Origin of the sequence: Brucella intermedia LMG 3301 (genome assembly GCF_000182645.1) — a bacterium.
GTDB classification, from domain to species: domain Bacteria; phylum Pseudomonadota; class Alphaproteobacteria; order Rhizobiales; family Rhizobiaceae; genus Brucella; species Brucella intermedia.
Genome location: NZ_ACQA01000001.1, coordinates 2,256,949 through 2,269,317 on the forward strand (window position 1 = coordinate 2,256,949; position 12,369 = coordinate 2,269,317).

Here is a 12,369-nt window from a genome sequence, read left to right on the forward strand (position 1 = left end):
TCACGCTCAAAAGGCCGTTCTGCAAGCAGAATATTGCGAGCTCAAGAGAGCTTTACGATAAGCTTTCCGAAATTGCCGCCTTCGAGCAGGGAAATGAAGGCTTTCGGCGCGTTCTCCAGACCTTTGACAATGTCTTCGCGGTAGCGCAGCTGGCCGTCGGCAATCCACTTCACCATGTCGTGATAGAAGGCTGGCCGCTGATCGGCGAAATCGCGCTGGATAAAGCCGCGAATGGTGAGGCTTTTCGACAGGATGTCCCGCATCACCAATGGCAGCCGGTCAGGCCCGTCGAAAGGCCCGCTCTGATTATACTGTGCGATCAACCCGCAGACCGGCACGCGCGCAAACTGGTTCAGCAGCGGAAACACCGCATCGAAGACCTTGCCGCCGACATTCTCGAAATAGATGTCGATACCCTTCGGGCAGGCCTGCGCCAGTTCCTGCGCGAAACTCTGGCTGTGATGGTCGATGGCTGCGTCGAAGCCGAATTCATCGATCAGCGCCTTGCACTTGTCCGCCCCGCCCGCGATGCCGACGGCGCGCGCGCCCTTCATCCGGGCAATCTGCCCGACGGCAGACCCGACCGGGCCGGTCGCCGCCGCAACCACGACGGTTTCGCCGGATTTCGGCTGGCCGATGGTCAGAAGGCCGGAATAGGCCGTAAAGCCCGGCATGCCGAGAACGCCGAGCGCCGTCGTCACCGGTGCCTGTTTCGGGTCGAGCTTGCGCAGGGTGGAAGCATCGGCCACCGCATAATCCTGCCAGCCCGAATGGGACAGCACGAAATCGCCCGGTGCAAAGCCCGCGCTTCTGCTTTCAACGACTTCGCCGACCGTGCCGCCCTCCATCACATCGCCGATGGCCACCGGCGCGGCATAGGATTTCGCCGCGCTCATGCGCCCGCGCATATAGGGATCGAGCGACAGATAGCGCAGGCGCAGCAGAACCTCGCCATCACCGGGACTGGGGAGCGCCGCCTGCTCCAGCCGGAAGTTTTCCGCAGTCGGGCGACCTTCGGGGCGGGACGCCAGCACAATACGGCGATTGATCTTTTGGCTCATGGACGGAACTCCTGATGATCGGCTTCGAGCGTTCCGATCTTATTGAAAGGGATCGGCGCTCCAAGCATTTGTTTTAAGCCGGGATCGAAAAAACTGACCGCCCGCAGCCGAACCAAGCTATACATCGGTTGTGAACGCCTGGCTTGGAAAGCTGTTCCAAATCGCATTCCGAAAAGTGCGAAGCGGTTTACGGAATGCGCGCTCCGAAGCCTGGGATTTTGCGCCACGCATCACCCTTTTGCAGCAACCCCTTGGATGACAGTATGAATCAGGACAAGCTTTTTCTCTTGAAACCGGGTTTTGAGGATCCGGCCTATCCCGGCCAGAAATTTTATTGCTGGCACTGCGCGCTCATCGAGGGCGTGCTGGCTTCGTTTCCAGCATTGGGAAGCGATCTGGACATCGAGCGCGTGGAATGGCAGCGCCCGCGCAAGGCCGTAATCGCGCTGGCTGGCGAGGACAACCAGAGCCTGCCTTTGCTGATTGTGAAGGATGGCGACCGCTCCGCATTCGAGACCGGCGTGCATGACGGGCGGTCGCTGATTGCCGACCCGCACAAGATATTAGCCGCCCTCACGGAACGGCATGGATTTCCGCCCCTGCATCCCTGAAAGCCTGCCTCATTGTCACATTGGCGGTGGGGGGCCCTCACCTCGTCCTTCGAGACGGCACTTTGCGCCTCCTCAGGATGAGGTGACAGACGCCATGCCGCCTGCTTCATTGTCGATGATGACCAACTCGGCGCCCTTATTGATGCCCGGATACAAACAAAAACCCCGCCACAAGGGCGGGGTTTCGCTTGGGGGCAGTAAAGATTGCCAACCACCTCATCCTGAGGAGGCGCAAAGCGCCGTCTCGAAGGACGAGGTGTTTAGCGCAATGCTTACTTCATCGTCGGGATGACGAATTCCGCACCGTCCTTAACACCAGACGGCCAGCGCGAGGTGACGGTCTTGGTCTTGGTGTAGAAGCGGAATGCATCCGGGCCGTGCTGGTTGAGATCGCCGAAGCCGGAAGCTTTCCAGCCGCCGAAGGTGTAATAGGCGATCGGAACCGGGATCGGCACGTTGATGCCGACCATGCCGACCTGCACGCGGCTGGCGAAATCGCGGGCCGCATCGCCGTCACGGGTGAAGATCGCAACGCCGTTGCCATATTCATGGTCGTTCGGCAGAGCCAGCGCTTCCTCGTAATTCTTGGCACGCACGACCGAGAGAACCGGGCCGAAGATTTCTTCCTTGTAGATGCGCATGTCCTTGGTCACGTTGTCGAACAGGCAGCCACCCATGTAGAAGCCATCTTCATAGCCCTGCATCTTGAAGTTACGGCCATCGACGACCAGCTTCGCGCCTTCCTCGACACCGAGATCGACATAGCCGCGCACGCGGTCGAGCGCTGCCTTGGTGACCAGCGGGCCGTAATCGGCGGAATTGTCGGTGGAGGTGCCGATCTTCAGCGATTCAACGCGCGGGATGAGCTTTTCCATCAGGCGGTTGGCGGTGTCTTCGCCGACCGGCACCGCGACCGAGATCGCCATGCAGCGTTCGCCAGCCGAACCGTAGCCCGCGCCGATCAGCGCATCGACGGTCTGGTCCATGTCGGCATCCGGCATGATGAGAAGATGGTTCTTCGCACCGCCGAAGCACTGCACGCGCTTGCCGTTCGAGCAGCCGCGGCCATAGATATATTGCGCGATCGGCGTCGAGCCGACAAAGCCGATGGCCTGCACGTCCGGATCGTCGAGCAGCGCATCGACCGATTCCTTGTCGCCGTTGACGACGTTGAAGATGCCTGCCGGAAGACCGGCTTCCATGAACAGTTCGGCAAGGCGCATCGGCACGCCCGGATCGCGTTCGGACGGCTTCAGCACGAAGGCATTGCCGCAGGCGATCGCCGGACCGGCCTTCCACAGCGGGATCATGGCCGGGAAGTTGAATGGCGTGATGCCTGCCACGACGCCGAGCGGCTGGCGCATGGAATAGGTGTCGATGCCGGTACCGGCATTGTCGGTGAACTCGCCTTTCAGCATATGCGCCGCGCCGAGGCAGACTTCCACCACTTCGAGGCCGCGCTGGATATCGCCCTTGGCGTCGGCAATGGTCTTGCCGTGTTCGCGCGCCAGCAGTTCGGCAAGGCTGTCATATTCGGCTTCGACCAGTTCAATGAACTTGCGCAGGATGCGGACCCGGCGCTGCGGGTTGGTCGCAGCCCAGGCGGGCTGCGCGGCCTTGGCGTTTTCGACTGCGGCACGCACTTCGTCCTTGGTGGCCAGCGCCACCTTGGCCTGCACCGAACCGTCGAGCGGCTGGAAGACGTCCGCCGTGCGGCCGCTCTTGCCTGCCACATGCTTGCCGCCAATGAAATGTCCGATATTGCGCATCGAAGAACCTCCCTGATGATCGCTTTGGAGGGCGCAGGCGCCCCCATCGTTGCCCTCATCTTGACTCTGCAAATTCGTGATTGCAAGGCGCTGAAAAGCGTATCTGTTGTGCAAATTTTATAGTAACAAAGACCATCCTCATGCAGGGAACATCATGAACTGGGACGATATCCGCATTTTTCTCGCCGTTGCCCGCTCGGGCCAGATTCTGGGCGCGGCCAGGAGGCTCGGCCTCAACCACACCACCGTCGCGCGGCGGCTCACCGCGCTTGAAACAGCGCTTTCCACCACGCTTTTGACGCGCCGCACCAACGGTTCGACGCTGACGCAGGCGGGCGAAGAGTTTCTGCTGGCGGCTGAACGCATGGAAGCCGAAATGCTCGCCGCCCGCTCGCAGGTCGGCAATGCCGATATTGCCGTGTCGGGCACGGTGCGCATCGGCGCGCCGGATGGTTTCGGCGTCAATTTCCTGGCGCCCCGGCTGGCGCGGCTGACGCAGAAATACCCGGACCTGACCATCCAGCTTGTGCCGGTGCCACGCTCCTTTTCGCTGTCGCGCCGCGAGGCCGATATCGCCATCACCGTCGAACGCCCGGAGCAAGGCAGGCTGATTGCCCGCAGGCTCGTCGATTATACGCTGGGTCTCTATGCGCATCGCCGCTATCTGGAAGAAAACGGCACGCCGGAAAGCCCGGAAGACCTCCCCCGGCACCGGCTCATCGGCTATGTGGAGGATCTCGTCATCAACCCGTCGCTCGCCTATGCACCGGAAATCAGCCGCGACTGGAAACCGGCCTTTGAAGTGTCGAGCGCTCTGGGACAGGTCGAGGCCGTGCGGGCCGGTGCGGGCATCGGCATTCTTCACGCCTTCATCGCCCGTGCCGATCCCGACCTTGTGCCCGTGCTGCCGGACCGGGTGATCCGCCGCGCCTACTGGCTCGCCTATCACGAATCCGCCCGCACATTGCGGCGCGTGACGGCGGTTTCGGCGCTCATTTCCGAACTGGTGGAAAGCGAGAAATCGCTGTTCAGTTAAGCTGACCCCGAAAAGCGTGAAGCGGCTTTCGGGTCAGATCATGCTGAATCAATCGAGCCGCATATAGGCGATCATCACGCCGACAATCATCGCAGCCGGAACGAACAGGGCGTCGAGACCGATGAAATAATGTCCAAGTCCGCCGCCGACAGCGCCCAGCATCAGGGAGAGCCACACGGCCACGTGCTGGAGCCAGCGCCATTTCGGCGTTTCCCCGCGCAGAGAACAGGCGAGATCTGCGGCAGCGTTGAAAAGCGTGCCGGTCACATAGGTCACGCCGAGGCGTGCGGCACCAATCGGCTGCACCGCCGCGTTCTGCGCGCCCATGGCCGCGGCAAGCAGCAGCACTGGCTGGACAAGCAGCGCGCCCTCGCGTCGCAGCACACCGACCAGAAGCAATATAACCACCACGCTTGCCATCACATAGAGACTGCCGCGACGCCCGCACGACCGCACCGTCAGCGTGCCGAAAAAGGCTCCGGCAAAGAACAACACGATCAGGATGGCCGGAAACCAGACCAGCACGGTGCCCTGCACGCCCGGCTGTCCCGCCAGCCCGACGCCAAGCTGGGTCGTGTTGCCGCTCATGAAGGATGCGAAGAAACCGCCAAGCTGCAGGAAGGCAATCGCATCGACGAAACCAGCCGATGCGGTGAGAACCAGCCCGAGCGACAGTTTGGAATTCGGTGTCATCTGATTGAACTTCGCAATGAAGAAACCCGGCTTGCGGGAAGCCGGGCCTGTTCAGAAAAATATTTGCAGATCAGGCGCGTTTGACGATGCGTAGGATGATAAGCAGGATGGCCGCGCCGATAAAGGCATTGACGATTGCGGCGATGATCCCTCCGCCGATGGAAAACCCAAGGCGCGGCAGCAACCAGCCCGCAAAGAAAGCGCCGATCACGCCGACGATAATATTGCCGATCAGGCCGAAACCGCCACCTTGCACGACCTTGCCAGCCAGCCAGCCGGCGATGAGACCCACAAAAAGAAATACGAGAAGACTTCCAACATCCATGCGTTTTTCTCCCTCTCAGAACGCGCCGTCCGGCGCGCCTGATGCGAGTTGACTATATGTTGGCGGAAGGCACAAGGGGGGCGCGAACACCTCCCCCGTTAAATCAGTCCACGAGATGCCGGAAAGCAGCCACCACATCCTCGTAAACCTTGCGCTTGAAGGGAACGATCAGGCCCGGCAACTCGGCCATCGGCTTCCATTCCCAGCGGTCGAACTCGGCGGTATGGCCGCCCGGCGGCGGGTTGATGGCGATTTCGCTCTCGTCGCCCTCGAAACGATAGGCAAACCACTTCTGCGTCTGCCCGCGATACTTGCCCTTGAGCGCGATGCCGACCAGATGCGGCGGCAGATCGTAATTGATCCAGTCCGAAGCTTCCTCAAGCAGTGAAACCGACTTCATGCCGGTTTCCTCATAAAGCTCGCGCACCGCCGCTTCGACCGGGTCCTCGCCCTTGTCGATGCCGCCCTGCGGCATCTGCCAGAGCTGCGTCGCGCCATCCATCTCGTCGCCCGGAATGACGATACGACGGCCAGCCCAGACAAGACCGGCCTTGTTCAGCACCATCAGCCCGACGCAGGGGCGGTAAGGCAGGCTTTCAGGATCGACCGGATGACCGGCTGAAGCTTTATGCTTCGACATGACATTCTCCATGATATGCAGACTCAGAGCATTTCCAGCTTAAATTGAACCATTGGAAATGCTCTATCTTTTTGTTTTGCGCATTATCCGACGCAAGACCGCTTCGCACTTTTGCTGGAAATGCTTTACTGCCGTTCGGGATCGCGGACCAGCGCCGAAACCGGCACGATTTCAATACCGCGCTTCTTGACCTCATTGGCCCATGCGGCAACCGCATCGACGGTGACGGCAAAGGCCGAACCGGTGCCGATGGCGCTGCCATTGGCCCGCGCTATCCGTTCCAGCTCATCGAGACGGTCGAGGATCGCGCCGCGTTCCTGCGCCGCATCGATCAGCACATCCGCCGCCGCGAAAGGCACGGCATCGCTGGAAGCAATCCGGTCGGCCTCGCTGCGCGCCGAGGTGCCGTCATCCAGATAATAGAGGCCGCGCCTGCCGATCTCGCCCAGCACCGGCGAGAAAACTTCCGTCTCGGATGTGAAACGCGCGCCCATATAGTTCATCACTCCGGCATAGTTGGTCATGCGCGACAGCGCCCACAGCAACGAAGCCTCATTCTTCTTCGCCCCGTCACCGACCGTCAGCGTATTGCGACCGGGATTGACGCGCGGATAATCGAACGGCTCCATCGGCAATTGCAGCACAAGTTCATGACCGTTTTGCCGTGCCGCCTGCATCCAGCGCTGCAAACTGTTGCCCTGCGGCGCAAAACCGAGCGTGACCTCCTGCGGCAGCTTGTCGATTGCCTCCATGCTGCCGGTCTGGGAAAGCCCGAGACCGCCAATCACAAGCGCAATCCGCGCGCCGCGCGCGCCGGACCAGCCGACCGCATAGGCATCCATCGGGCGCAGGCCGTCCGCACCGCGCACGGGAAGCGGCCCGGTCGAGCTCTGCTCGACCAGCGCCGGTTCCGGCAGATGCGCGACGCGCTGATCCTGCCCGGACTGATGCGTGTTCTGCACCACGACCACATTGCCATCCGCCGTACCCGCAGCGACATTTGGCATGCCGGTTGGCATGTCCGGCGTGACCTTGATGATGGCCGGTCCCGGCTGTCCGCCTACCCCGCGCAGCGCGCTGCCGGGCGGCGGCGTGTTGCCGGTCGCGGGTTTCATGACGGGCTTGACGGCGGGGGCTTCGGGTTGCGCCGGTTCCACGGCGGCGGTTTCCGTCTTGCGGAAGCCTGCCTGATTGGTCTGCCAGATGGCGAACACCGCGCCCCCGGCAAGGCAAAGCCCGGCCACCACGGCCAAGGCTTTCATGGAAGAACGAAAAGCGCGGGAGCGTAAGCCCCCGCGCTTTTGCGGTTTCTTGTCCAGTCCTAACGGGCTGTTCAGATCCAGCATGGAGCGATCAGTTCAACACGCCCTTCTTCGGGTCCGGCGGGAAGGCGGCATTGGCAACCTCGCCACGCAGGAGCTTGATGGCTTCATTGAGCTGGATGTCGTCCTTCGGATCAGCCGGGACATAAGCCGACGAACCGGAGCCGTTATCATCCTCGGCATTGCCCTTGATGTGGCCCTTGAGTTCGGATTCGCCGCGAACGACGTCCTCACCCTTCAGTTCCGGCGGCAAAGGCTGGTCCACCTTGATGTCCGGCGTGATGCCCTTGCCCTGGATCGACTTGCCCGACGGCGTGTAATAAAGCGCCGTGGTCAGACGCAGCGAGCCGTTTTCGCCAAGCGGAATGATCGTCTGCACCGAACCCTTGCCGAAGGACTGCGTGCCGAGCACGGTGGCGCGGCGATGATCCTGCAGGGCACCGGCAACGATTTCCGAAGCGCTGGCCGAACCGCCATTGATCAGGACGATGACCGGCTTTCCGTCGGTCAGATCGCCCTTGCGCGCATCGAAACGGGTCACGTCCTGCGGATCGCGGCCACGGGTCGAGACGACCTCGCCCTTGTCGAGGAAGGCGTCGGAGACAGCGACCGCCTGGTCGAGCAGGCCACCCGGATTGAGGCGCAGGTCCAGCACGAAGCCCTTGAGCTTGTCGCCAGGAATCTTGTCCTGAATATCCTTGATCGCCTTCTTCAGGTCGTCGGACGTCTGTTCGGTAAACGAGATGACGCGCAGATAACCGACATCGTTCTCGACGCGATAGCGAACGGCCTTCACCTTGATGACGGCGCGGGCGATCTTCAGCGTGATCGGCTTGTCGGCGCCTTCGCGCTGGATCGTCAGTTCGATCTGCGACCCCACTTCACCGCGCATCTTGTCCACGGCGTCGTTCAGCGAAAGCCCGCGAACTTCCTGCCCGTCGATCTTGGTGATGAGATCGCCTGCCAGCACACCGGCCTTTGAAGCGGGGGTATCGTCGATCGGCGCGATGACCTTGACGAGATCGTTGTCCATCGTCACTTCGATGCCGAGACCGCCGAACTCACCCTTGGTCTGCGCACGCATGTCCTGCGCGGCTTCCGGGTTGAGATAGGACGAATGGGGATCGAGCGAGGTCAACATGCCGTTGATCGCGCTTTCGGTCAGCTTCTTGTCGTCGGGCGGCGTCACATATTGTGCGCGCACACGCTCGAAAATATCGCCGAAAAGGGCCAGTTCCTTGTAGACATCGCTATCTTTCCCTGCCGCAAAAGCAGTGGAAGCCGGCGCGCCCTGGACCATCACCATGGCTGACGCCCCCACAAGGGCCCCGGCGAACAGCAGCGACAGTTTACGCATCATTTTCACGTCCTTCCAGAAAGCCGTTCGGTCCACCACGGTGCGGGATCGACGGGTTTTCCATCCTTTCGAAATTCAATGTAAAGCAATGGCGCGCCATTGCCCACCTCTATCGGTGCAACACTTGCGAGAAGTTTTTCTCCCATTGCGCCGACCGGCTCTCCCGCAAGTACAAATTGGCCTTGCGACACGTCGATTCGACCCATGCCAGCCATTACGACATGATATCCATTGCCCGCGTCGAGTATCAAGAGCTGCCCGTAGGAACGGAATGTGCCCGCGTAAAGTATCACGCCATCGGAAGGTGACGTAATCGTGGCAGAGGGCAAGGTTTCGACGACCTGCCCCATCATGGAACCGCCGACGCCGTCCTTTTCGCCGTAGCGGCGCACCGTCTTGCCCGCCGCAGGCAATGCGAGCTTGCCCTGCAAGGACGCAAAATCGACCTGTGCGCGCAGATGATTGTCGTCGGGCGCGGTTTCCCCGGCCTTTTCCCTTGCTGCGGCAAGGCGATCCGCCTCGGCCTTGCGGGCTGCTTCGGCCGCATCGCGCACGCCCGCCATCTGCTTGTCGAGCCCGTCGATAAGGTCTTTCAGGCTGCCTGCCCTGGCCGCCAGCTCTTCCGAACGCTTGCGCTGCGCCTCGATTTCCTGTTCCGACTGCGCCTGCAATTTCTTCTTCTCTTCAAGAAGAAGTGATTGCCGTTTCTGTTCTTCGGCCTGGTCCGTGCGCGTCGTCTTCAGCTTTTCCTGCTCTTCCGCAATGGAAGCCGTAACCCGCTGCATGTCTTTCAGATCGCCGGTCAACTCCTCCACCTGCTCGCGCATTTCGGGCACCACGGCGCCCAGAAGCACGGCGCTGCGCACCGAGGCGAGCGCGTCGTCGGGCCGTACCAGAATTGCGGGCGGCGGGTTGAGGCCCATGCGCTGCAATGCGGCCAGCACTTCGGCCAGAACGCCGCGCCTTGCGCGCAGCGACGCGCGAATGCCGTCTTCCTGCTCGCGCAGCGCGGTCAGCTTGTCGGCGATATCGGAAATATCCTGCTGCAGCTTCTTGTCGGTCTTGGCCGACTGGATCAGCGCGGCGGTAATGGTCGTCTGGTCCTTCTTAAGCCCGGCCACCTCGTCCTCAAGCTGTTTCAGCCTGTCGCCGGTGACGGTAAGCTCGTTGCTGAGCTTTTCATATTCGCTCGCCGCCTGATCGCGCTGCTGCTGCAAGGCTTCCTGCGCAAGAGCGGACGGCGCAGACAGTCCGGCCAGCCCGGCAACGACAAGGCCGGCGTGCACAGATGCAAGCAATCTTGGTCTTTTGAAAAGGCGTACAGGGTACATGCTGTTCTATCGGGACGAAACAAGGCGAAATTCAGGGCTGAAACCGCAACCTAGACCGATACCGTTAACGAACCATCAACCATAACGGCCAGCATCAGGTTGGAAGGCGCTCCATCAGCTCGATGCGATTCCCGAAAGGATCGGAAACATAGCAGCGCTTGTAGCCTTCCAGCGGCTCATCCTCGCTCACCGGATGACCGGCTTCGGACAGGATATCGATCAGCTCATCAAGATCATCGATCAGAAACGCCGGATGCGCCTTGCGCGCAGCCACGAAGGCCGGATCGACGCCCAGATGTATTTTCAGAGCGCCGCGCTCGAACCAGCAACCGCCGCGGGCGGCAAGGTTCGACGGCTTCGGAACCTCCGGCAGATCCAGAAGGTCTCCATAAAACGCGCGTGCCCGCTCTTCTCCGCCTTGCGGCATGGCAAGCTGTACATGATCCAGTTGCTCGACGCGCATAATGCCCTCCCGCTGTTTACGATCAAGCCTACAAAGCAGGGCATGATCGCACAACGGAATTCAGGAAGGTATCGCCGCCTCCAGCCACTCCGTGAGGGCACGGCGGATTGCGGTCTCCGCTGGCTCGCAACGCGTGAAAGCCCACCAGATATGGGCGCCCTGCCAGATGCTGGCCATCTGCCAGCCGAGACGTTCGGCTTTTTCCGCATCGCTGGAAAGACGTCGCCCGAGCGCACCGGCCAGATAGGCGCCCCATGCTGCGCCCCGCGCCCCGCAGCACCGGATTGCGAATATCTTCGCGCAAAAGCAGAAGCCCATCGGTCGCATTATATTCAGCGGCGTCCGATGGCATCAGCGCCATCAGCAGGTCGATTGCGCCCTGCGGGCCGGGCTCTGCATCCTCATCGGCCGCGCGCGTTGCCGCATCCAGCTTGTCCCACGCCCGCAGCAGCACCGCCTCAAGCATGGATTGGCTGTTGCCGTAACGCTGGACCAGCGTGGCGGCGGAAAGCCCCGCCGCCTTTGCAGCCCGCGCGAAGGTCAGTCCATCGGGACCGGCTTTCGCCACGACAGCCAACAATCGGTCGAGCACTGCCTCATCGGGCACGGATTTGGTTCTTGCCATGGTGAATATATAAACGTATGTTCATTTATAAATCAACCGGAGAAATCACAATGGCGAAAATTGTCGGCTATATCGCCGCCAGTCTCGACGGCTTCATCGCGGACGAGAACGGCAGGCTCGACTGGCTGTTCAAATATGATGGCGCAGATCTGGGCGAGCACGATTACCGCACTTTCATCCAGTCGATCCGCACTGTCGTCATGGGTCGCGCCACCTATGACTTCGTGGCTGAAAGCGATGCGCCCTGGGCCTATGGCGACCAAAGATGCATCGTGGTCACGTCACGGCCTGTCGAAAACCCCAGGGGGCCGCTTGAAACCCGCCATGACGTCGATGCGCTGATTGCGGAACTGCGCGCGCTCGATGACGGCGATGTATGGATGCTCGGCGGCGGCCAGTTGCAAATGGCGTTTCTGGAACGCGGCGCGCTGGACGAAATCGAGATTTACGTCATCCCCGAACTCATCGGCGGCGGCATGCCGCTGTTTCCGCCGACCGGCTTCAAGGCGAGCCCTGTTCTCCTCAGCGCCAGGACGCTTGACCGCGGCTGCGTACGCCTGCATTACGCATTTCACGACCGATGATAGGGGTGGCCACAGAACCAAAAGCGATTGAGATCAGCCTGATGATCATATAAGGAAAAACAGTGTTTAATGATTTTTTTAAAAAAGAACCAATTGGAATTGGTGGTTTTCTGCTAATTCCAATTGTAGCCGTAATATCCTCAGTAATATTCATTTCACTTGATATATTTTATACAATAGAGGCATTCCCCGAGGAAGTCATTATTGAAATATATCGCGAGAATATATTACTCGGATCATCTATAGTTTTTGTTATAATACTACAAGTATTTCTTGTTATTTTAGGCATATTATCTTTATATTTCATGATAAGGCGCGATATAAAAACAACAGGGTGCCTTATTGCATTCTTCATAATAAAAGTAATAACGCTCAATATCGCAAAAGCAAACTTGAATGAACTTTCATACGATTTCATCATTGATGGAATCGAGAAAACTGGCCAATCATTTCTTTCAAGATCGGCGCCATTGCTATTTGTCCCATACCTTGTTCTATCAAGAAGAGTAAAAAATACCTTCAAAAGAAATCAGAAATCTTCAATATGAAAAA

13 protein-coding genes and 1 pseudogene are annotated in these 12,369 nt (G+C 60.1%); 4 read left to right on the top strand and 10 right to left on the bottom strand.

All coding sequences use genetic code 11. The annotated features are described in order from the left end of the window. Positions 1-41 precede the first annotated feature (41 nt). Positions 42-1,061: an NADP-dependent oxidoreductase gene (locus OINT_RS10815; protein WP_006467849.1), complete on the bottom strand. Its 1,020-nt coding sequence runs from the start codon at positions 1,059-1,061 to the stop codon at positions 42-44. Between the two features lie 263 nt (positions 1,062-1,324). Between OINT_RS10815 and OINT_RS10820 the strand changes: the two genes are divergently transcribed. Next, positions 1,325-1,672 carry a DUF3088 domain-containing protein gene (locus tag OINT_RS10820; protein ID WP_006471239.1) on the top strand — a complete coding sequence of 116 codons (348 nt, stop codon included), beginning with the start codon at positions 1,325-1,327 and terminating at the stop codon, positions 1,670-1,672. Between the two features lie 272 nt (positions 1,673-1,944). Here the strand turns inward: OINT_RS10820 and OINT_RS10825 are convergent, their stop codons facing one another. Continuing rightward, positions 1,945-3,441 (bottom strand): CoA-acylating methylmalonate-semialdehyde dehydrogenase, encoded by a 1,497-nt coding sequence (locus OINT_RS10825; RefSeq protein ID WP_006471238.1) that lies wholly within the window; start codon positions 3,439-3,441, stop codon positions 1,945-1,947. 154 nt (positions 3,442-3,595) lie between these two features. Between OINT_RS10825 and OINT_RS10830 the strand changes: the two genes are divergently transcribed. After that, on the top strand, positions 3,596-4,477 hold the full coding sequence (locus OINT_RS10830) for a LysR family transcriptional regulator (RefSeq protein ID WP_006471237.1): 882 nt from the start codon (positions 3,596-3,598) through the stop codon (positions 4,475-4,477). Between the two features lie 48 nt (positions 4,478-4,525). Here the strand turns inward: OINT_RS10830 and OINT_RS10835 are convergent, their stop codons facing one another. The 8 genes and pseudogenes from OINT_RS10835 to OINT_RS10870 form a co-directional block, all read right to left on the bottom strand. Continuing rightward, positions 4,526-5,170 (bottom strand): YoaK family protein, encoded by a 645-nt coding sequence (locus OINT_RS10835; RefSeq protein WP_006467854.1) that lies wholly within the window; start codon positions 5,168-5,170, stop codon positions 4,526-4,528. 70 nt (positions 5,171-5,240) lie between these two features. Beyond that, complete coding sequence (locus tag OINT_RS10840; protein WP_006467855.1) at positions 5,241-5,495, bottom strand: GlsB/YeaQ/YmgE family stress response membrane protein; 255 nt, start codon at positions 5,493-5,495, stop codon at positions 5,241-5,243. Between the two features lie 103 nt (positions 5,496-5,598). Further along, positions 5,599-6,135, bottom strand: coding sequence for an RNA pyrophosphohydrolase (locus tag OINT_RS10845; RefSeq protein ID WP_006471236.1), 537 nt, complete (start codon positions 6,133-6,135; stop codon positions 5,599-5,601). Between the two features lie 125 nt (positions 6,136-6,260). Continuing rightward, on the bottom strand, positions 6,261-7,481 hold the full coding sequence (locus OINT_RS10850; RefSeq protein WP_006467857.1) for a divergent polysaccharide deacetylase family protein: 1,221 nt from the start codon (positions 7,479-7,481) through the stop codon (positions 6,261-6,263). 7 nt (positions 7,482-7,488) lie between these two features. After that, positions 7,489-8,817, bottom strand: coding sequence for a S41 family peptidase (locus tag OINT_RS10855; RefSeq protein ID WP_006471235.1), 1,329 nt, complete (start codon positions 8,815-8,817; stop codon positions 7,489-7,491). Positions 8,818-8,819: 2 nt separating this feature from the next. Then, positions 8,820-10,145, bottom strand: a complete 1,326-nt coding sequence (locus OINT_RS10860) for a murein hydrolase activator EnvC family protein (RefSeq protein WP_006467859.1) — start codon at positions 10,143-10,145, stop codon at positions 8,820-8,822. Positions 10,146-10,239: 94 nt separating this feature from the next. Beyond that, positions 10,240-10,608, bottom strand: coding sequence for a VOC family protein (locus OINT_RS10865; protein WP_006467860.1), 369 nt, complete (start codon positions 10,606-10,608; stop codon positions 10,240-10,242). A 60-nt stretch (positions 10,609-10,668) separates the two neighbouring features. Beyond that, positions 10,669-11,233 (bottom strand): annotated as a pseudogene (locus OINT_RS10870) (TetR/AcrR family transcriptional regulator). A 50-nt stretch (positions 11,234-11,283) separates the two neighbouring features. Between OINT_RS10870 and OINT_RS10875 the strand changes: the two are divergent. Both OINT_RS10875 and OINT_RS10880 read left to right on the top strand, forming a co-directional pair. Continuing rightward, positions 11,284-11,817, top strand: coding sequence for a dihydrofolate reductase family protein (locus OINT_RS10875; RefSeq protein WP_006471232.1), 534 nt, complete (start codon positions 11,284-11,286; stop codon positions 11,815-11,817). 62 nt (positions 11,818-11,879) lie between these two features. Then, entirely contained in the window at positions 11,880-12,365 is a 486-nt protein-coding gene (locus OINT_RS10880; RefSeq protein ID WP_022567918.1) for a DUF2569 family protein, read from the top strand. Positions 12,366-12,369: the final 4 nt, after the last annotated feature.

Excerpts from the sequence above, each read along its gene's own strand:
- OINT_RS10815 (WP_006467849.1), bottom strand. The coding sequence starts at position 1,061 with ATGAGCCAAAAGATCAATCGCCGTATTGTGCTGGCGTCCCGCCCCGAA.
- OINT_RS10820 (WP_006471239.1), top strand. The coding sequence starts at position 1,325 with ATGAATCAGGACAAGCTTTTTCTCTTGAAACCGGGTTTTGAGGATCCG.
- OINT_RS10825 (WP_006471238.1), bottom strand. The coding sequence starts at position 3,441 with ATGCGCAATATCGGACATTTCATTGGCGGCAAGCATGTGGCAGGCAAG.
- OINT_RS10830 (WP_006471237.1), top strand. The coding sequence starts at position 3,596 with ATGAACTGGGACGATATCCGCATTTTTCTCGCCGTTGCCCGCTCGGGC.
- OINT_RS10835 (WP_006467854.1), bottom strand. The coding sequence starts at position 5,170 with ATGACACCGAATTCCAAACTGTCGCTCGGGCTGGTTCTCACCGCATCG.
- OINT_RS10840 (WP_006467855.1), bottom strand. The coding sequence starts at position 5,495 with ATGGATGTTGGAAGTCTTCTCGTATTTCTTTTTGTGGGTCTCATCGCC.
- OINT_RS10845 (WP_006471236.1), bottom strand. The coding sequence starts at position 6,135 with ATGTCGAAGCATAAAGCTTCAGCCGGTCATCCGGTCGATCCTGAAAGC.
- OINT_RS10850 (WP_006467857.1), bottom strand. The coding sequence starts at position 7,481 with ATGCTGGATCTGAACAGCCCGTTAGGACTGGACAAGAAACCGCAAAAG.
- OINT_RS10855 (WP_006471235.1), bottom strand. The coding sequence starts at position 8,817 with ATGATGCGTAAACTGTCGCTGCTGTTCGCCGGGGCCCTTGTGGGGGCG.
- OINT_RS10860 (WP_006467859.1), bottom strand. The coding sequence starts at position 10,145 with ATGTACCCTGTACGCCTTTTCAAAAGACCAAGATTGCTTGCATCTGTG.
- OINT_RS10865 (WP_006467860.1), bottom strand. The coding sequence starts at position 10,608 with ATGCGCGTCGAGCAACTGGATCATGTACAGCTTGCCATGCCGCAAGGC.
- OINT_RS10875 (WP_006471232.1), top strand. The coding sequence starts at position 11,284 with ATGGCGAAAATTGTCGGCTATATCGCCGCCAGTCTCGACGGCTTCATC.